This window comes from Kitasatospora sp. NPDC091257 (assembly GCF_044757675.1).
Classification (GTDB): domain Bacteria; phylum Actinomycetota; class Actinomycetes; order Streptomycetales; family Streptomycetaceae; genus Kitasatospora; species Kitasatospora lactacystinica.
This window is the reverse complement of the sequence record NZ_JBIVVI010000059.1, coordinates 1-15,558: the sequence shown is the minus strand read 5'-3', so window position 1 is coordinate 15,558 and position 15,558 is coordinate 1. Positions and strand designations below refer to the sequence as shown.

Genomic DNA, 15,558 nt, shown 5'->3' with positions numbered 1-15,558 from the left:
GGCACCGGATGATCTCCGGTGCCCCTCCGCTCGTACGGGTGCCGTTACGCCGGGCCGGCGACCACCGCGATCGGGGTGGTGACCGGGGTGCCGGAGCCGTCGCGGCGCGGGTCGCGCTCGGGCAGGTCGACCGGGGCGCCCTTGGCGGTGGCGGCGCGGGCCGGGGCGGCGCCGGCCCAGGCGAAGGTCAGGGCCTCCTCGCCGCGCAGGAAGCGCTGGCAGCGCACGCCGCCGGTGGCGCGGCCCTTGCGCGGGTACTGCTCGAACGGGGTGACCTTCCAGCTCGTCTGCTCGCCGTCGGAGAGCGTGCCCGTGGCCGTGGCCACCGAGACCACCACCGCGTCCGCCGCCGGGTCCACCGCCGTGAAGGACAGCACCCGCGCGCCGTCCGACAGCTTGATGCCCGCCATGCCGCCCGCCGGGCGGCCCTGCGGACGCACCTGGCCCGCCGGGTAGCGCAGCAGTTGGGCGTCCGAGGCGATGAAGACCAGGTCCTCCTCGCCGGTGCGCAGTTCGACCGCGCCCACCAGCTCGTCACCCTCCTTGAGGGCGATCACCTCGAACTCGTCCTTGTTCGCCGGCCACTCCGGCACCACCCGCTTCACCACGCCCTGCAGCGTGCCCAGCGCCAGCCCCGGCGAGGACTCGTCGAGGGTGGTCAGCGCCAGCGCCCGCTCCCCGTCCTCCAGCCGCAGGAACTCGCCCACCGCGGCCCCGCCCGCCAGCGTCGGCGACGGTGTCGGCGGCAGTGCCGGAAGGTCGATCACCGGCATCCTCAGCACCCGGCCCGCGGACGTCACCACACCCACGTCCGCCCGTGCCGTCGCGTGCACCGCCGAGACGATCACATCGTGCTTCGCCCGCTTCTCCGACACCTCGAACGGCTCGCCGTCCGCCGTCCGCGCCAGCAGGCCCGTCGACGACAGCAGCACCCGGCACGGGTCGTCCGCGACCTCCAGCGGCACCGCCAGCGCCGCCGAGGGCACCGCCCCCGCCTCCAGCAGCACCGTGCGCCGCTCGGTGCCGAACTGCTTCGACACCGCGCCCAGTTCGGACGACACCACGCTGCGCAGTTTGGTGTCCGACTCCAGGATCTCGGTCAGGTCCGCGATCTCGGAGGTCAGCTTCGCCTTCTCCTGCTCCAGCTCCACCCGGTCGAAGCGGGTCAGCCGGCGCAGCGGGGTGTCCAGGATGTACGCGGTCTGCGTCTCCGACAGCGAGAAGCGCTCCATCAGGCGCTCCTTCGCCTGCTGGGCGTTGTCACTCGACCGGATGATCGCGATGACCTCGTCGATGTCGACCAGGGCCACCAGCAGGCCCTCGACCAGGTGCAGCCGCTCCTCGCGCTTGCGGCGGCGGAAGTCGCTGCGCCGGCGCACCACGGTGAAGCGGTGGTCGACGTAGACCTCCAGCAGTTCCTTCAGCCCCAGCGTCAGCGGCTGGCCGTCGACCAGCGCCACGTTGTTGATGCCGAAGGTCTCCTCCATCGGCGTCAGCTTGTACAGCTGCTCCAGCAGCGCCTCCGGCACGAAGCCGTTCTTCACCTCGATGACCAGCCGCAGCCCGTGCTCGCGGTCGGTCAGGTCCTTGACGTCCGCGATGCCCTGGAGCTTCTTCGCGTTGACCAGGTCCTTGATCTTCGAGATGACCTTCTCCGGGCCGACGTTGTACGGCAGCTCGGTGACCACGATGCCCTTGCGGCGGGCCGTCACCGCCTCCACCGTCGTCGTCGCCCGGATCTTGAACGTGCCGCGGCCCGACTCGTACGCGTCCCGGATGCCCGACAGGCCCACGATCCGCCCGCCCGTCGGCAGGTCCGGACCGGGCACGAACCGCATCAGCGTGTCCAGGTCGGCGTTCGGGTGCTTGATCAGGTGCCGGGCCGCGGCCACCACCTCGGAGAGGTTGTGCGGCGGCATGTTCGTCGCCATGCCGACCGCGATGCCCGTCGCTCCGTTCACCAGCAGGTTCGGGAACGCGGCCGGCAGCGCCAGCGGCTCCTGCTCGCTGCCGTCGTAGTTCGGGCCGAAGTCGACGGTGTCCTCGTGGATCGACTCCACCATCGCCATCGAGGCGGCCGTCAGCCGCGACTCGGTGTAGCGCATCGCGGCCGGCGGGTCGTCGTTGCCCAGCGAACCGAAGTTGCCGTGGCCGTCGATCAGCGGCAGCCGCATCGAGAACGGCTGCGCCATGCGCACCACGGAGTCGTAGATGGACGCGTCACCGTGCGGGTGCAGCCGGCCCATCACCTCGCCCACCACGCGCGCGCACTTCACGTGTGCGCGCTCGGGGCGCAGGCCCATCTCGTTGGCCTGGTACAGGATCCGGCGGTGCACCGGCTTCAGGCCGTCCCGTGCGTCGGGCAGCGCACGCGAGTAGATCACCGAGTAGGCGTACTCCAGGAAGGAGCCCTGCATCTCGTCCACGACGTCGACGTCGAGGATCCGCTCCTCGAAGTCTCCGGGCGGCGGGGTCTGCGAACTGCGGCGGGCCATCGCGGCGGGGCTCCCTTACGTGTCGCTGGCTGTGTCTCGGTAGGTCGTCGGTCGGTCGCCGAACGCCCGGGGGCGGTCGTCGGCCGTCTCCGCACCGTCCCGCCGCCGGACCCGTCAACCGGGTGCCGCCGACAGGGCGCGGCGCCCCCATTGTGGACCCTCGCGCCGACACTCCCGGTCAGCGGCCCTCTTCCGCCCCTGGCGAACGGCCCCGTCCGCGCGGACACGAACACGGCTCCCGCACGTTGCACCACAATGGGGGACGCCACACGAACCCCGACATCGACGACGGGAAGGACCCGAGCGCATGGCCAACCCGGCCCCCGCCTCCAGCCGAGGCATCGCCATCACCGAGCACCGCCTGGCCAACGGCCTGCGCGTCGTCCTCTCCGAGGACCACCTGACCCCGGTCGCCGCCGTCTGCCTCTGGTACGACGTGGGCTCCCGCCACGAGGTCAAGGGCCGCACCGGCCTCGCCCATCTCTTCGAGCACCTGATGTTCCAGGGCTCGGCCAACGTCTCCAACAACGGGCACTTCGAGCTCGTCCAGGGCGCCGGCGGCTCGCTCAACGGCACCACCAGCTTCGAGCGCACCAACTACTTCGAGACCATGCCCGCCCACCAGCTGGAGCTCGCCCTCTGGCTGGAGGCCGACCGGATGGGCTCGCTGCTCGCCGCGCTCGACGAGACGTCCATGGAGAACCAGCGCGACGTCGTCAAGAACGAGCGCCGCCAGCGCTACGACAACGTCCCGTACGGCACCGCCTTCGAGAAGCTCACCGCGCTCTCGTTCCCCGACGGCCACCCGTACCACCACACGCCGATCGGCTCCATGGCCGACCTCGACGCGGCCACCCTGGAGGACGCCCGCACGTTCTTCCGGACGTACTACGCGCCCAACAACGCCGTCCTGTCCATCGTCGGCGACATCGACCCCGAGCAGACCGTCGCCTGGGTCGAGAAGTACTTCGGCTCCATCCCCGCGCACGACGGCAAGCAGCCCCCGCGCTCGGGCGAACTCCCCGAGACCATCGGGCGGGAGATCCGCGAGGAGATCCACGAGGACGTCCCCTCGCGCGCCCTGATGGCCGCCTACCGCCTCCCGCACGACGGCACCCGCGAGGCCGACGCCGCCGACCTCGCCCTCACCATCCTCGGCAGCGGCGAGTCCAGCCGTCTCTACAACCGGCTGGTCCGCCGCGACCGCACCGCCGTCGCCGCCGGCTTCGGCCTGCTGCGGCTGGCCGGCGCCCCCAGCCTCGGCTGGCTCGACGTCAAGACCTCCGGCGACGCCACCGTCGAGCGGATCGGCACCGCCGTCGACGAGGAGCTCGCCCGCTTCGCCGCCGAGGGCCCCACCGCCGAGGAACTCGAACGCGCCCAGGCCCAGATCGAGCGCGAGTGGCTCGACCGGCTCACCACCGTCGCCGGCCGGGCCGACGAACTGTGCCGCTACGCCGTCCTGTTCGGCGACCCCAAGCTGCTCAACGACGCCCTCCCCAAGGTCCTCGACGTCACCGCCGAAGAGGTCCAGGCCGTCGCCAAGGCCCGGCTCCACCCCGACAACCGGGCCGTCCTCGCCTACGAGCCGACCGCCGCCGCCGAGACCGACGCCGACTCCGACGCCGCTTCCGAAGAGGAGGGTGCCGCCGTATGAGCACCGACTACGTCCCCGCCATGACCTTCCACCCGCAGCCCCGGCCGGGCACGCCCAGCCCCTGGGACTTCCCCGCCCCCGAGCGGGCCGCCCTCGGCAACGGCATCACCGTCCTGCACTGCCACCGGCCCGGCCAGCAGCTGGTCGCCGTCGAGGTCCTGCTCGACGTCCCGCTCGCGGCCGAGCCCGAGGGCCTCGACGGCATCGCCGGGATCCTCGCCCGCGCCTTCAGCGAGGGCACCGACAGCCTCAGCGCCGAGGAGTTCGCCGCCGAGCTGGAGCGCGCCGGCGCCACCCTGGACGCGCACGCCGACCACCCGTGCATCCGGATCTCCCTGGAGGTCCCCGCCTCCCGGCTCCAGCGCGGCCTGTCCCTGCTGGCCGACGCCCTGCGCGCCCCCGCGCTGCCCGAGGCGGAGATCGAGCGGCTGGTCGCCAACCGCCTGGACGAGATCGTCCACGAGCAGGCCAACCCCGCCCGGCGCGCCGCCAAGGCCCTGTACGCCGAGCTCTTCGACGCCGCCGACCGGCTCTCCCGGCCCCGCGCCGGCACCGCCGACACCGTCAAGTCGATCGACCGCGCCGCCGTCAAGGCCTTCTACGACGCCCACGTGCGCCCCGCGACCGGCACCGTCGTGGTGGTCGGCGACCTCACCGGGGTGGACCTGCCGGCGCTGCTGGAGAGCACCCTCGGCACCTGGACCGGGACGGCCGCCGAGCCGTCCGTCCACGCCCCGGTCACCGGCGACGACCGCGGCCGCGTCGTCATCGTGGACCGCCCCGGCTCCGTCCAGACCCAGCTGCTCATCGGCCGGATCGGGCCCGACCGCCACGACCCGGTCTGGGCCGCCCAGACCCTCGGCACCTACTGCCTCGGCGGCACCCTCACCTCCCGCCTCGACCGCGTCCTGCGCGAGGAGAAGGGCTACACCTACGGCGTGCGCGCCTTCGCCCAGCCGCTGCGTTCGGCCGCCGACGGCAGCGGGCGCGCGATGCTCGCCATCAGCGGCTCGGTGGACACCGCCTCCACCGCCCCCGCGCTGGCCGACACCTGGACCATCCTGCGCACCCTCGCCGCCGAGGGCCTCACCGACGCCGAGCGCGACGAGGCCGTGCAGTTCCTGGTCGGCGTCGCCCCGCTGAAGTACGAGACCGCGGGCTCGGTCGCCGGCACGCTGGCCGACCAGGTCGAGCAGTACCTGCCGGACGACTACCAGGCCGAGGTGTACCGGCAGCTCGCCGAGCTGCGCACCGCCGCCGCCACCGAGGCGGTCGTCGCGGCCTTCCCGCCGGACCGGCTGGTCACCGTCCTGGTCGGCGACGCCGCCGTGATCGCCGACGACGTGCGGGCGCTCGGCATCGGCGAGGTCACCGTCGTCAGCTGACGCCTCTCGCCGTTCCGTCCGGCCCGGTGGAGCACCCGCTCCGCCGGGCCGGACGCGTTTTTAAATCCATTGCGGGCCGCACCCGTTCCGTGGATAGATGTTCCCCGGCGCACAGCACGTGCGAACCGCGCACCGCGACTGCGGACCGCGCACCGCGACGAAGGAAGGGAGGCGGTCACCATGCGGGTCGAGCAAGCCATACGACGCTCCCCGAGGCCGTATTCCCCCTGCACCGTCGCCCCGGGCGCCTGAGCCCCACCCCCTGAACTTCCCCGAGCCGCACCGGGATTCCTCGCGCGGCACCACGTTCCCTGAACCACCCGACCCCTGGAGGTCGTTCACCCATGTCGTACACCGAGGTACCCGGCGTCCGCGTTCCGATCCGGATGTGGACCGACCCGGCCACCGTCGAGGGCCAGGCCCTCCAGCAGCTGCGCAACATCAGCTCCCTGCCGTGGCTGCACGGCCTCGCCGTGATGCCCGACGTCCACCTGGGCAAGGGCGCGACGGTCGGCTCCGTCATCGCCATGAAGGACGCGGTCTGCCCGGCGGCGGTCGGCGTCGACATCGGCTGCGGGATGAGCGCGGTGAAGACCTCGCTCACCGCCGAGGACCTCCCGGACGACCTCTCCGTCCTGCGCCGCGAGATCGAGCGGGCCATCCCGGTCGGCCGAGGCCTGCACACCGACCCGGTCGACCCGTCCAAGCTGAACGACTTCCGCGCGGCGGGCTGGGACGACTTCTGGCGGCGCTTCGACGGCATCGCGGAGGACGTCAAGTGGCGCCGCGAGCGGGCGATGCAGCAGATGGCGACGCTCGGCGGAGGTAATCACTTCATAGAACTGTGTGTTGACACGACCGGTGCGGTCTGGCTGATGCTGCACTCCGGATCGCGCAACATCGGCAAGGAGCTGGCCGAGCACCACATGGGCGTCGCCCGCGCGCTGCCGCACAACCAGGGCCTGATCGACCGGGACCTGGCCGTCTTCCTGGCGAAGACCCCGGAGATGGCCGCCTACCGCCAGGACCTGTTCTGGGCGCAGGAGTACGCCAAGAACAACCGCGCGCTGATGATGGCGCTCTTCCAGGGCGTCGTCCGGCGCGAGTTCACCAAGGCGGAGGTCACCTTCGACGAGGTCATCAGCTGCCACCACAACTACGTGGCGGAGGAGCGGTACGACGGCGTCGACGTGCTGGTGACCCGCAAGGGCGCGATCCGGGCCGGCTCCGGCGACCTCGGGATCATCCCCGGCTCGATGGGGACGGGTTCCTACATCGTCCGCGGTCTGGGCAACGCGTCGTCGTTCAACTCCGCCTCGCACGGCGCCGGCCGCAAGATGAGCCGCACCGCGGCGAAGAAGCGGTTCACCGCCCAGGACCTGGTCGAGCAGACCAAGGGCGTGGAGTGCCGCAAGGACGGCGGCGTGGTGGACGAGATCCCGGGCGCCTACAAGAACATCGAGAAGGTCATCGAGCAGCAGAAGGACCTCGTCGAGGTGGTCGCGCACCTCAAGCAGGTCGTCTGCGTCAAGGGGCGCAACAGATATTCGTCTACTGCTGGACTGGCTGTGGAGCCGGGGCGTGGCGTGGTGGCAGGCGAGCGAAAGCGACTTGGCCGCGTACCGGGAATGGCGGTGCGATTCGCTGTTGAATCCGGCGCCTATCGGTGGCGCCAAGTGGGACCGTGAGGCCGCCGCCCTGACGAAGCTGTTCAAATGGGGGAAGGTAAATCCGCTACCAGTGGACTCCGGGCGGAGTCAGGATCGGGCAGCGAACGCGCGACGACGGAATGTGCGGTGGTTGACGCCACGGACGTGGCGGCTGTGGATGGACCTCGGATTGCGGGGCCTTCGGGCGGACGGGTCGCCGCGACCGGGCTGGGAGGGGCGTACCGAGCTGCGGAACACCGCGTTCGTGCAGCTGGGGCTGAGTTCGGGGCTGCGCCGGCAAGAGAATGGTGGGCTGCTGACCCTGGAGCTGCCGACGCAGAGGCTGCGACGGGGCCTGTACTCGCACGCCACGGTCCCGTGGGCACTGACCCGCTCCAAGCAAAGCCGGGTGTTCTACGGGCGAGCGGACGCGCTGCAGCAAGTGACCGCGTACCGGGAGACGGAGCGGGCCTGGGCGGTACAGCAGGCCCAGCGCAACGGCCGCTACGACAGCCTGCCGGGGATGTTGCTGGTCACCGACATGACGCGCGGGCTGGAGCCGCAGGTCACGTGGGTCGATCGCGACGGCAAGGTGGGCCGAGCAGAGATGGCCGGGCTGGCCTGGCGGGACCGGCAGCGGCTGTTCACGGAAGGCCCGGACGGGCCGGAGCCGCTGTGGCTGTGGCTGACCGAAGAGGGCCTGCCGATGCTGCCCGACCGATGGAATGCCGTGTTCCGGCTGGCGAACCTGCGGTGTGAGGAAGAGCTGCTGACCGCGCGGGAGCGGGAAACCCCCCGGCATCTCCGAACCGCTGAGGTCCGTGGCCGTGTCCCCTGGGCGATTCCGCACGGCACCCGCCATTCCTTCGCCTTGTTCATGCTGATCGTGCTGAACGACCTGGTGGAGCGGAAGTACGGGCTAACCCATGATCAGCGGCGTGACTTCGCCAACCTGTTCGGCGATCCGTGGTGGCTGGTCGCTGAACTGCTGGGTCACGCGGACGTGGAGACGACGAAAGAGCACTACCTCTCGCCGGTACGGCATATGCGGCTGGAGTCGATCCTCGCGTTCGACGAGGACGAGGAGACGGCCGACGGGGCGGACGATTCGGAGTCCCGGGTGACGGGCCTGTTCGCGCGGCTGGCGCGGGAGACGTCCGGTATCCAGGATCTGGACGCGCTGATGGACCCCCATCCCATGCCTACCAATCGTGACGCTGGACCGTTCGACGTCGACGGGGGACCGGCATGAGCCGGCGCGGCCGCAAGGCGGTGCTCCCGCCGGCGGACTTCCAGGCGACGCCGCGCACCGACCCGACAGGTCTGCGGGTCACTGTGGTCAACACCCTGGGCCTGGGGAAGGTCTTCGACTTCGCGGACCTCGAAGTTCCCGCCCCGATGCAGCTGGCTCTGGCCGCCGCCTACGCCCGGCAGTCTCGCGGTTGGAATTCCCACGCCTCCGCCAACTGCTACTGGCGGGCGGTGACGGCGTTGGAGGCGTTTCTGAAGGCGCAGGAACATCCGGCGCAGGACCTGGACGGGCTGTCTGTGACGACGGTCAAGCTCCTGCGCCAGAACTTCCTCCAGACCGCGGGGGCCCGTTGTCACCTGTCGAATCTTCAGCGTCTGCTGCGGCGTGATCCAAGGCTGGCCAGCGGCCCGGTGGCCGAGGAGTTGGCCCGGCCCGTCCGTCGTAGGCCTTCGACCCGGCAGTCGCTGGAGGATGACGAGTACGAGCAGGTCAAGCGCGCCGCCCGCAGCGAGTTCCGGGCCGCGCTGCTGCGAATCCGCGAGAACACGGCCCATCTGGAGCGCTACCGCTGCGGCGAGCTGGTCGAGGGCGGCCGCGACTGGAAGATCGGTCGGACCCTGGAGCATCTGGCCGCTACGGGCGACGTGCCCCGCACGGCTCGCGAGAACGGCAAGCACGCAGTGGCCAACCCCGGACTGCTGGGCGGGTCACATCCGCTGAAGACCTGGGGGCGGCTGTTCCCGACCCGGTCCGAGATCACCGCGTTGGCGGTCCTGATGACCGCTCAGTGGGGCTGGAACCTGTCGATGTACCACCGCGTTCCGGTACCGGTTCGGACGCCGTCGGCCGGGGAGACCAGCACGATCACCTACCAGGTCCAGGTCGAGAAGCACCGCGCCGGCGAGGGACGCTGGTGGAACACGGAGAACATCACCGACTCGGGGGCCGACTCCGACGGACGCCTGATCACCCAAGCGCTGGAGGCCACCGCCCACGGCCGCACCCTCGTCACCCGTCTGGCTCCCGGCACGGACCTGCTCATGGCGTCCCGCACGCACAGGCTGGGGCACGGGCACGACGACCATGACCGGCCACAGCTGGTGGGCCCCATCGGCTTCGGCATCACCGCGGACGACGTCACGACCTGGCGACGCCGGCACAGTCTCCCGCGGTCACCCTTCCAGCCCTTGCGCCGGACGACGGTGGTCGAGGAGGGGCAGCCGCTGCAGCACAAGCAGGGCACTCATGAGAGCGTCTACATCCTGCCGGACCGGCATGTGCAAAAGCGCTCCCGGGCGGTCATCGCCGCCGGCGCGGAGGACGCCCTCCAGCAGGCCCGCAGCCTCACCTTCCACGGACAGCTCACCGACGGACCGGACCCCACCCACACAGAAGCCGCTGCCGCCGACTGCGTTGACGAGCAGGAGAGCTCCTGGCCTGCGCCCGGCGGGGGCTGCGGAGCCAGCTTTCTGACCTGCCTGGGCTGCGAGAACTCCCGTGTCCACACAGGCCACCACCCCCGTTTGGCCGTCCTGCATCAGCGGTTGCTCTCGCTGAGGGGTGCCCTGCCCGGCCACCACTGGGCCACCCGGTGGGACGAGTTCATGCACCGCTTGGAGAACCTGCGCGAACGCGTCGGCGAGGCCGCCTTCGACCGCTCCGGCCGACGGGCGACGGAGCGCGACCACATGATCGTCGACCTTCTGCTGAACGGAGACCTGGCCCGGTGACCAGCACCGCTCTCACCCTCGCCGAGGACCCGTACGTCCTGCGCGCCCCGCTCCCCGACGACCCGGTGGTCCTGCCCCAGTGGGTCAGCCCCGGCAACACCCAGGCCAGCAACCGTGTCCGCGACGATATCTGGTCCCTCGGGCCACTGATCGACCAGCCCGGACAGGTCGTCAGCCGGATTCACTGGAAGTCCTGCCCTGCCCCGCTGCGGGACGAGCTGAGGACCCTGGCGTGGACGTTGCTGAACGGCGTACGCCGCCCGACGGTGGTTCAGGAATCACGAGGACGGGGTACCCGCCTCGGCACCCGCAGGGCAGTCATGCTGGTGTGGATGTGGCAGCGCTGGGCCCGCTGGCTGCACCGGCACGGGGTCCACACGTTTGCCGACGTCACCAGCGAGCACTGGCGGGCCTTCGCCGCCTCCCTCCAGTCCCGCGAGGTCGACCGCAGCACGATAGAAAACTACCTCTCCCACCTGTCGGACCTGTGGGAGTACGACCAGCTCACCGCCCGGCCGGCAGGAATCATCCGGCCGCCGTGGGACACCGAGGGGATCGACGACTACCTGCCCGCGGAGAAGCGGGAGGGCGGCCGCGAGAACACCGCCGAGCCGCTGGACCCGAGCGTGGTCGGCCCGTTGATGGTGTGGGCGATCCGCCTGGTCGAAGACCTCGCCGACGACATCCTCACTGCCTGGGACGAGCGCACCCGCATCACCTTCCAGGCCCGGTCGAACCGCGCCACCCTTGAAAGCCGCGCCGCCCTGGACACTTACGTGCAGAAGCTGCTGGCCGATGGCGCCCCGCTGCCCACCGCCACCGTTCGTGGGAACACAGGCCTGGCCCGCCTCTACGTCGCTGACCGCACCGGCTGCAGCAAGGGGCAGGTCGATGGGGCCGCCAACAAGTACGGCCTGGCCCGACTGGCGGCCGAGCGGCCAGGCCCGTGCCCGATGACAACCCCGATCACCGGCCTGATCGACGGGCAGCCCTGGCGGGTCAGCATCGGCTTCGACGAGGCCGAAGACCTGCGACGCCACCTGAGCACAGCTGCTGCCGTGATCATCATGTATCTGACGGGGATGCGCCCGCAGGAGGTACAGGCCCTGCGGTCCGGGTGCTGCCCCGACCCTGTGCCGGTCTCCGACGGCACCACCCGCCACCTCATCCACAGCGAGGTCACCGGCCCCGCCGAAGGCGAGAACCCGGACACCGGGGACGACGAGAATGCCGATGGGTTCCACCTGATCACCGGGCACCACTACAAGTCCGTCCGAGACGACGACAACAACCACATCAGCGCGGGCGAGATCCGCACCGTCCCCTGGGTGGCAATCACACCGGTGGTCCGCGCCATCCGCGTCTTGGAGCGCATGGTGCCACCCGGCGAACTCCTGCTCAGCTCCGCCCACCACGACTCCGGGAAGCGCGAGCATCATGGCAGCCTGACCCTGGTCGCGCTCGCTGCCAGGATCAAGGAGCTCGTGGCCTGGATCAACCAGGAGGCCGCCGCCCAGGGCCTGCCCGGCCAGACGGTCCCCGCCGACCCCCGCGGCCCGATCAGCCCCGGACGCTGGCGGCGCACCCTCGCCTGGCACATCGCCCGGCGCCCCGGCGGGCTGGTGGCCCTCGCCATCCAGTACGGCCACATGCGGGCCTTCCTCGACGCGCGCACCTCCGCCGGCTACGGCGCCCGCGGGCGGCGCGGCATGCATGGCGTCCTCGACGTGGAGACCGTCCTGGCTACCGCGGACGCGGCCGCGAACCTGCGCGACGCCGCAACCGCCGGCGAGCGGATCTCCGGCCCGGCCGCCGGCCGGGCCCTCATCGACGCTGCCAACACCCCGCGCTTCGAGGGCGCCCTGCTGACCGCCCGCGCCACCCGGCAGCTGAACCAGATGCGGGGTCACCTGCTCTACGACAACCCCGACAGCTTCCTGATCTGCGCGTTCAAGGAGGACACCGCCCTGTGCGAACCGGACGCGGGCGCCATCGCCCCGCTGCCGTTCGCCTGCCAGACCGGCTGCGGGAACGCGGTCCGCACCGACGCCCACGCCCAAGCCGCCCAAGCGCACGCCGACCGACTCGAACAACAGGCTGCACACGTCCCCGGGCCGATGGCAAAGGCCCTGCACGTCACCGCGGCGAAGTGGCGGGGCGTCGCCGACACCCACCACGTCACCGCCCGCACCGCCCAGGAGGTCCTCGGATGAACCCCGACCAGGCCGCTCACGCCGCCGAACGCGAACGAATCACAGCCGCCATCGACCGCCTCCTCGCTGGCTCCCCCACGAGCTCCAGCGGCAGCCTCACCGTCGAAGCCCTGGCCGCCGAGGCCGCTGTCCACCGCATGGCGCTCTACAAGCGGCATGGAGACCTTCGGGAACTCTTCAATGAACGGATCCGCCAGGAAACCCTGCAGATGCCAGAAAGCGAAAAGCGACTCCGCCGGGACAACGCCAAACTCCGAGAATCCCTCAAGGAGGCACGGGCCGGAGAGGCCGAGGCTCGATGGCTTGCCGACCAAACTGCACTCGCTGCAGCAGTACTCACCCTCAAGCTCAAGGAAATGATAAGCGCCGAGAGGAAGCAGGAGAACGAAGGCAATGTGATTCCCTTCGAACGACCAAAGCCATAGGTCTCTATAGAGATTCACGCCCATCAGCAGTAGGGCACCTGCGATCGCGATCTGGCTTCACTTGGCTGCCAGCCATCAGCCTGACGCCACCAGCATAAAACCTCCGGCGCAGTACCATTGGCTTTCAGCCAGCGCCTCGTACATGGCAGTCATCCAGTTATTGAGCCGCGGGCGGGATCGCATGATTGCGCTGTCCCTCAGGTTGGCGCGAACGTCCTCACTGCCCCCTGCATTAAATACACCCTCTAGCTGCAGGCTTGCAGTGATCAGTTCGTCGGCGGTCTGAATTTCGAAGAGTTCATCCAACTTCAACAGGCTGAATTGGTGCGCGATTCTCGCCCCAAGCAAGGGGTCCGCGCCAAGCGGAGGGACAGCAAAGAATCGGACCTCCCAGCTCGTTGCCGAGGCAGGGGCACCGACGGGGCCGGGATTCTGGACCACAAACTCTGCGCGGAGCCAGCGCATCCCTTCGATGTCGTCGTAGTAGGGATGGAGCGTCTGCTCCTCCGGGCTGCTCGGGAACCGGTCGCCCTTCGCAAAGTTGCATCGCTCGCATACGGGAACCAGGTTGTCAGGAACGACCGAGAGGTACGTGTAGTGGCTCTTGGGCAGGTGGTGGTCGACTTGGCCCACCTTTGCTATCCCACACAGTGGGCACTTGGTACGCCGATTCAGGATGCTTTCGAACAGCGGGCGTCCGGGATGCTCAGTTCCCCTCAAGCGCTTCTCGTACATAGCGATCATCGCTTTGGTGGCAGGGTCGTCCTTGCTCGCTCCAGGTGGGTTGAAGGCCACCCGGTCCAGTTCATGCAAGGAAGCCGACTTGCACGCGGCGTCATAAAGTTCAGCAGCCCTGACCACTGGGTTCTCCATGGGTGAAAGGAGCGCCAGACTTGCAGGGCTGACCTTCGCGCTGATGCACAGCTGAAATGCCTCGCGCGCCGTGGTCTCTGGTGGAGTCAGGTGCAGCATCAGCCGCCGTTCCCATGCCGACGTGCTGCAATGCGGGCAAGTGCGCGACCCTCGGCCCCTAGTTTGCCATCGAGTTCCGCCAGGATCCCCTCGAACGAGAGTCCACGACTAGCCAGATCCTCGATCATCGCATGGAAACCCGTCTTGGTTACTTCTAGCGCGAAGATCTCCCTTGTGATCACACCCACGTTCTCGCCAAACGTCTCGATCTCGGGGTGGTCGACGCGAATATCGCTACCTACACGCCGTAGCGCCCAGACGGCCTCGGCGGGAACTTCCTGCAGGACGACCGGGGAATGGGTCGCAATGAGCGCAAGTCCATTGCGCTCAAACAAGAGTTCGGAGAGCACGCGGATGAAAGTCGAAAGCAGGGGCGGGTGTAGGTGGGCCTCGGGCTCGTCAATCAGGACGAGCGTTCGCTCAGTCGTGTGTTCCACCAGTCGTGCCAGGGTGAGGAGCACGATCTTGTGGCCCGAGCTGAGCGGAATGAAGAGATCAGCGGGATCCGGTCGCAGTGCTTCGTCGGCAGCGAGGCGTGAGATCTCCTGGTCTTGGAAGATGAGATCGGTGGCTTCGAGCCGCGCCAGAACCTGCTGCCAGCGTGCCGCCCTGGCCGGCCCGCCGGACATGCATGCCTTCACGGCCTCGACGAAGTCGCCGCTGAGCAACGACAGATCCTTGACTGGTGTCGTGCCGTTCTGCTTCAAACCGACGTACCGATAATCGACTGCCGCGCTCTTGTCGAGCGGCACCTGCGAGTCGAAGGCGCTGAATGACACTGCGACGAGGTTGGAGAAGGGGTGCTGTCGGTGCTCCCCGTGGTCCTCAAGCCGGCTGCCTGGCAGGTAGCCCTGCGGGGCCAGGACCGTTCGCGCGAGAGTGTCGAGGAGCCGGGTCTTACCCACACCGTTACTGCCGATCAGCGCATGGATATTGCTGGGCGGTTTGGCGTCGGGGTCGACTTTGAGGTTGATCTTCAGCGTGGGCCCGTCCTCGGTCGCATGCTCCTGCCGGTAGCGGACGTTGAACTCGGTCTGCGTCGGCCCGCCCTTGGCGATGCGGTTGAACTGGCCGCGTACTGTCGCCGGAGAGGTGTTCCGCAGGAGCGACTCCCTCATGACATCCTCCCCCTTTGCCTGGCTGAAGATGTCCAAGTCGTAGGCGGCGTCGCGCAGTGCCGTAAGGACTGATCGGCGCGTTTCGTCGTCGAAGCGGTCGCGAAGCGTGACGTAGAAGCTCTCGTCGCCGCCGAGCGAGAAATAGGTCTGGTCCAACGTCTCGAAGGTGTCGGGGACCTCTACGCGGCCGTGGCCCATGGCAATCTTCCCGATCCGGAGCAGGCCGACGTGGACCTGCTGCGTGCCGTTCGAACACCAAAGGTCGAACATCGTCTTGAAGTGGTAGTCGTCCCACAAGTCGATGGTCAGGAAGGCTCCTGGCGCGTCGCTGGGGGGCTTTCTGCGAGCGGGCAACTGGGTGAACAGCACTCAGCAAGGCTAGCGTCAGCGTCGGTTGGGCGGCGGTGCTTTCGGGCCCTGTGCCGAAGCTGGGCAGTCATCTACCAGGACCGTCCTCGGGTGACGTTGAAGGATGAAGGCCGTCACCGCGAGCCGGCGTCCGGGCGGAAAAGGTCAGCCCTTGCGACATAAATGTCGCAGAAGCTGACATTTCGTCGGGTTGTGTCCCCCCAGAGGGGACACAACCCGGCCCGGACGGCCCACCGGTCAGGTGATCCAGGGGCTGCGACATTCGATGTACGAGATCGGGAGAGCGTCGGGGA

9 protein-coding genes and 1 pseudogene are annotated in these 15,558 nt (G+C 69.5%); 7 read left to right on the top strand and 3 right to left on the bottom strand.

Features of this window, described 5'->3' with window-relative positions:
• Positions 1–44 precede the first annotated feature (44 nt).
• Entirely contained in the window at positions 45–2,495 is a 2,451-nt protein-coding gene (locus ACIQOV_RS04725; RefSeq protein ID WP_401044894.1) for a DNA topoisomerase (ATP-hydrolyzing) subunit A, read from the bottom strand.
• 307 nt (positions 2,496–2,802) lie between these two features.
• On the opposite strand from ACIQOV_RS04725, the gene ACIQOV_RS04720 reads away from it, so the two are divergent.
• From ACIQOV_RS04720 to ACIQOV_RS04690, 7 genes and pseudogenes are all read left to right on the top strand, one after another.
• Positions 2,803–4,152, top strand: a complete 1,350-nt coding sequence (locus tag ACIQOV_RS04720; RefSeq protein WP_359912575.1) for a pitrilysin family protein — start codon at positions 2,803–2,805, stop codon at positions 4,150–4,152.
• A gap of 20 nt (positions 4,153–4,172) precedes the next feature.
• Positions 4,173–5,537 carry a pitrilysin family protein gene (locus ACIQOV_RS04715; protein ID WP_359912630.1) on the top strand — a complete coding sequence of 455 codons (1,365 nt, stop codon included), beginning with the start codon at positions 4,173–4,175 and terminating at the stop codon, positions 5,535–5,537.
• A gap of 344 nt (positions 5,538–5,881) precedes the next feature.
• Positions 5,882–7,072, top strand: a pseudogene (locus ACIQOV_RS04710) (RtcB family protein); the annotation flags it as partial.
• A 379-nt stretch (positions 7,073–7,451) separates the two neighbouring features.
• Complete coding sequence (locus tag ACIQOV_RS04705; RefSeq protein WP_401044892.1) at positions 7,452–8,438, top strand: hypothetical protein; 987 nt, start codon at positions 7,452–7,454, stop codon at positions 8,436–8,438.
• Positions 8,435–10,168: a hypothetical protein gene (locus tag ACIQOV_RS04700; RefSeq protein WP_401044891.1), complete on the top strand. Its 1,734-nt coding sequence runs from the start codon at positions 8,435–8,437 to the stop codon at positions 10,166–10,168. Before ACIQOV_RS04705 ends, ACIQOV_RS04700 begins: the two co-directional genes overlap by 4 nt.
• Positions 10,165–12,381, top strand: a complete 2,217-nt coding sequence (locus ACIQOV_RS04695; protein ID WP_401044888.1) for an integrase — start codon at positions 10,165–10,167, stop codon at positions 12,379–12,381. The genes ACIQOV_RS04700 and ACIQOV_RS04695 overlap by 4 nt, the downstream gene beginning before the upstream one ends.
• Positions 12,378–12,806 carry a hypothetical protein gene (locus ACIQOV_RS04690; protein WP_401044885.1) on the top strand — a complete coding sequence of 143 codons (429 nt, stop codon included), beginning with the start codon at positions 12,378–12,380 and terminating at the stop codon, positions 12,804–12,806. The genes ACIQOV_RS04695 and ACIQOV_RS04690 overlap by 4 nt, the downstream gene beginning before the upstream one ends.
• Before the next feature lie 75 nt (positions 12,807–12,881).
• Here the strand turns inward: ACIQOV_RS04690 and ACIQOV_RS04685 are convergent, their stop codons facing one another.
• Both ACIQOV_RS04685 and ACIQOV_RS04680 read right to left on the bottom strand, forming a co-directional pair.
• Complete coding sequence (locus ACIQOV_RS04685; RefSeq protein WP_401044882.1) at positions 12,882–13,778, bottom strand: HNH endonuclease; 897 nt, start codon at positions 13,776–13,778, stop codon at positions 12,882–12,884.
• Positions 13,778–15,265, bottom strand: coding sequence for an AAA family ATPase (locus ACIQOV_RS04680; protein WP_401044880.1), 1,488 nt, complete (start codon positions 15,263–15,265; stop codon positions 13,778–13,780). Before ACIQOV_RS04680 ends, ACIQOV_RS04685 begins: the two co-directional genes overlap by 1 nt.
• Positions 15,266–15,558: the final 293 nt, after the last annotated feature.

Excerpts from the sequence above, each read along its gene's own strand:
- ACIQOV_RS04715 (WP_359912630.1), top strand. The coding sequence starts at position 4,173 with ATGACCTTCCACCCGCAGCCCCGGCCGGGCACGCCCAGCCCCTGGGAC.
- ACIQOV_RS04725 (WP_401044894.1), bottom strand. The coding sequence starts at position 2,495 with ATGGCCCGCCGCAGTTCGCAGACCCCGCCGCCCGGAGACTTCGAGGAG.
- ACIQOV_RS04690 (WP_401044885.1), top strand. The coding sequence starts at position 12,378 with ATGAACCCCGACCAGGCCGCTCACGCCGCCGAACGCGAACGAATCACA.
- ACIQOV_RS04700 (WP_401044891.1), top strand. The coding sequence starts at position 8,435 with ATGAGCCGGCGCGGCCGCAAGGCGGTGCTCCCGCCGGCGGACTTCCAG.
- ACIQOV_RS04720 (WP_359912575.1), top strand. The coding sequence starts at position 2,803 with ATGGCCAACCCGGCCCCCGCCTCCAGCCGAGGCATCGCCATCACCGAG.
- ACIQOV_RS04685 (WP_401044882.1), bottom strand. The coding sequence starts at position 13,778 with ATGCTGCACCTGACTCCACCAGAGACCACGGCGCGCGAGGCATTTCAG.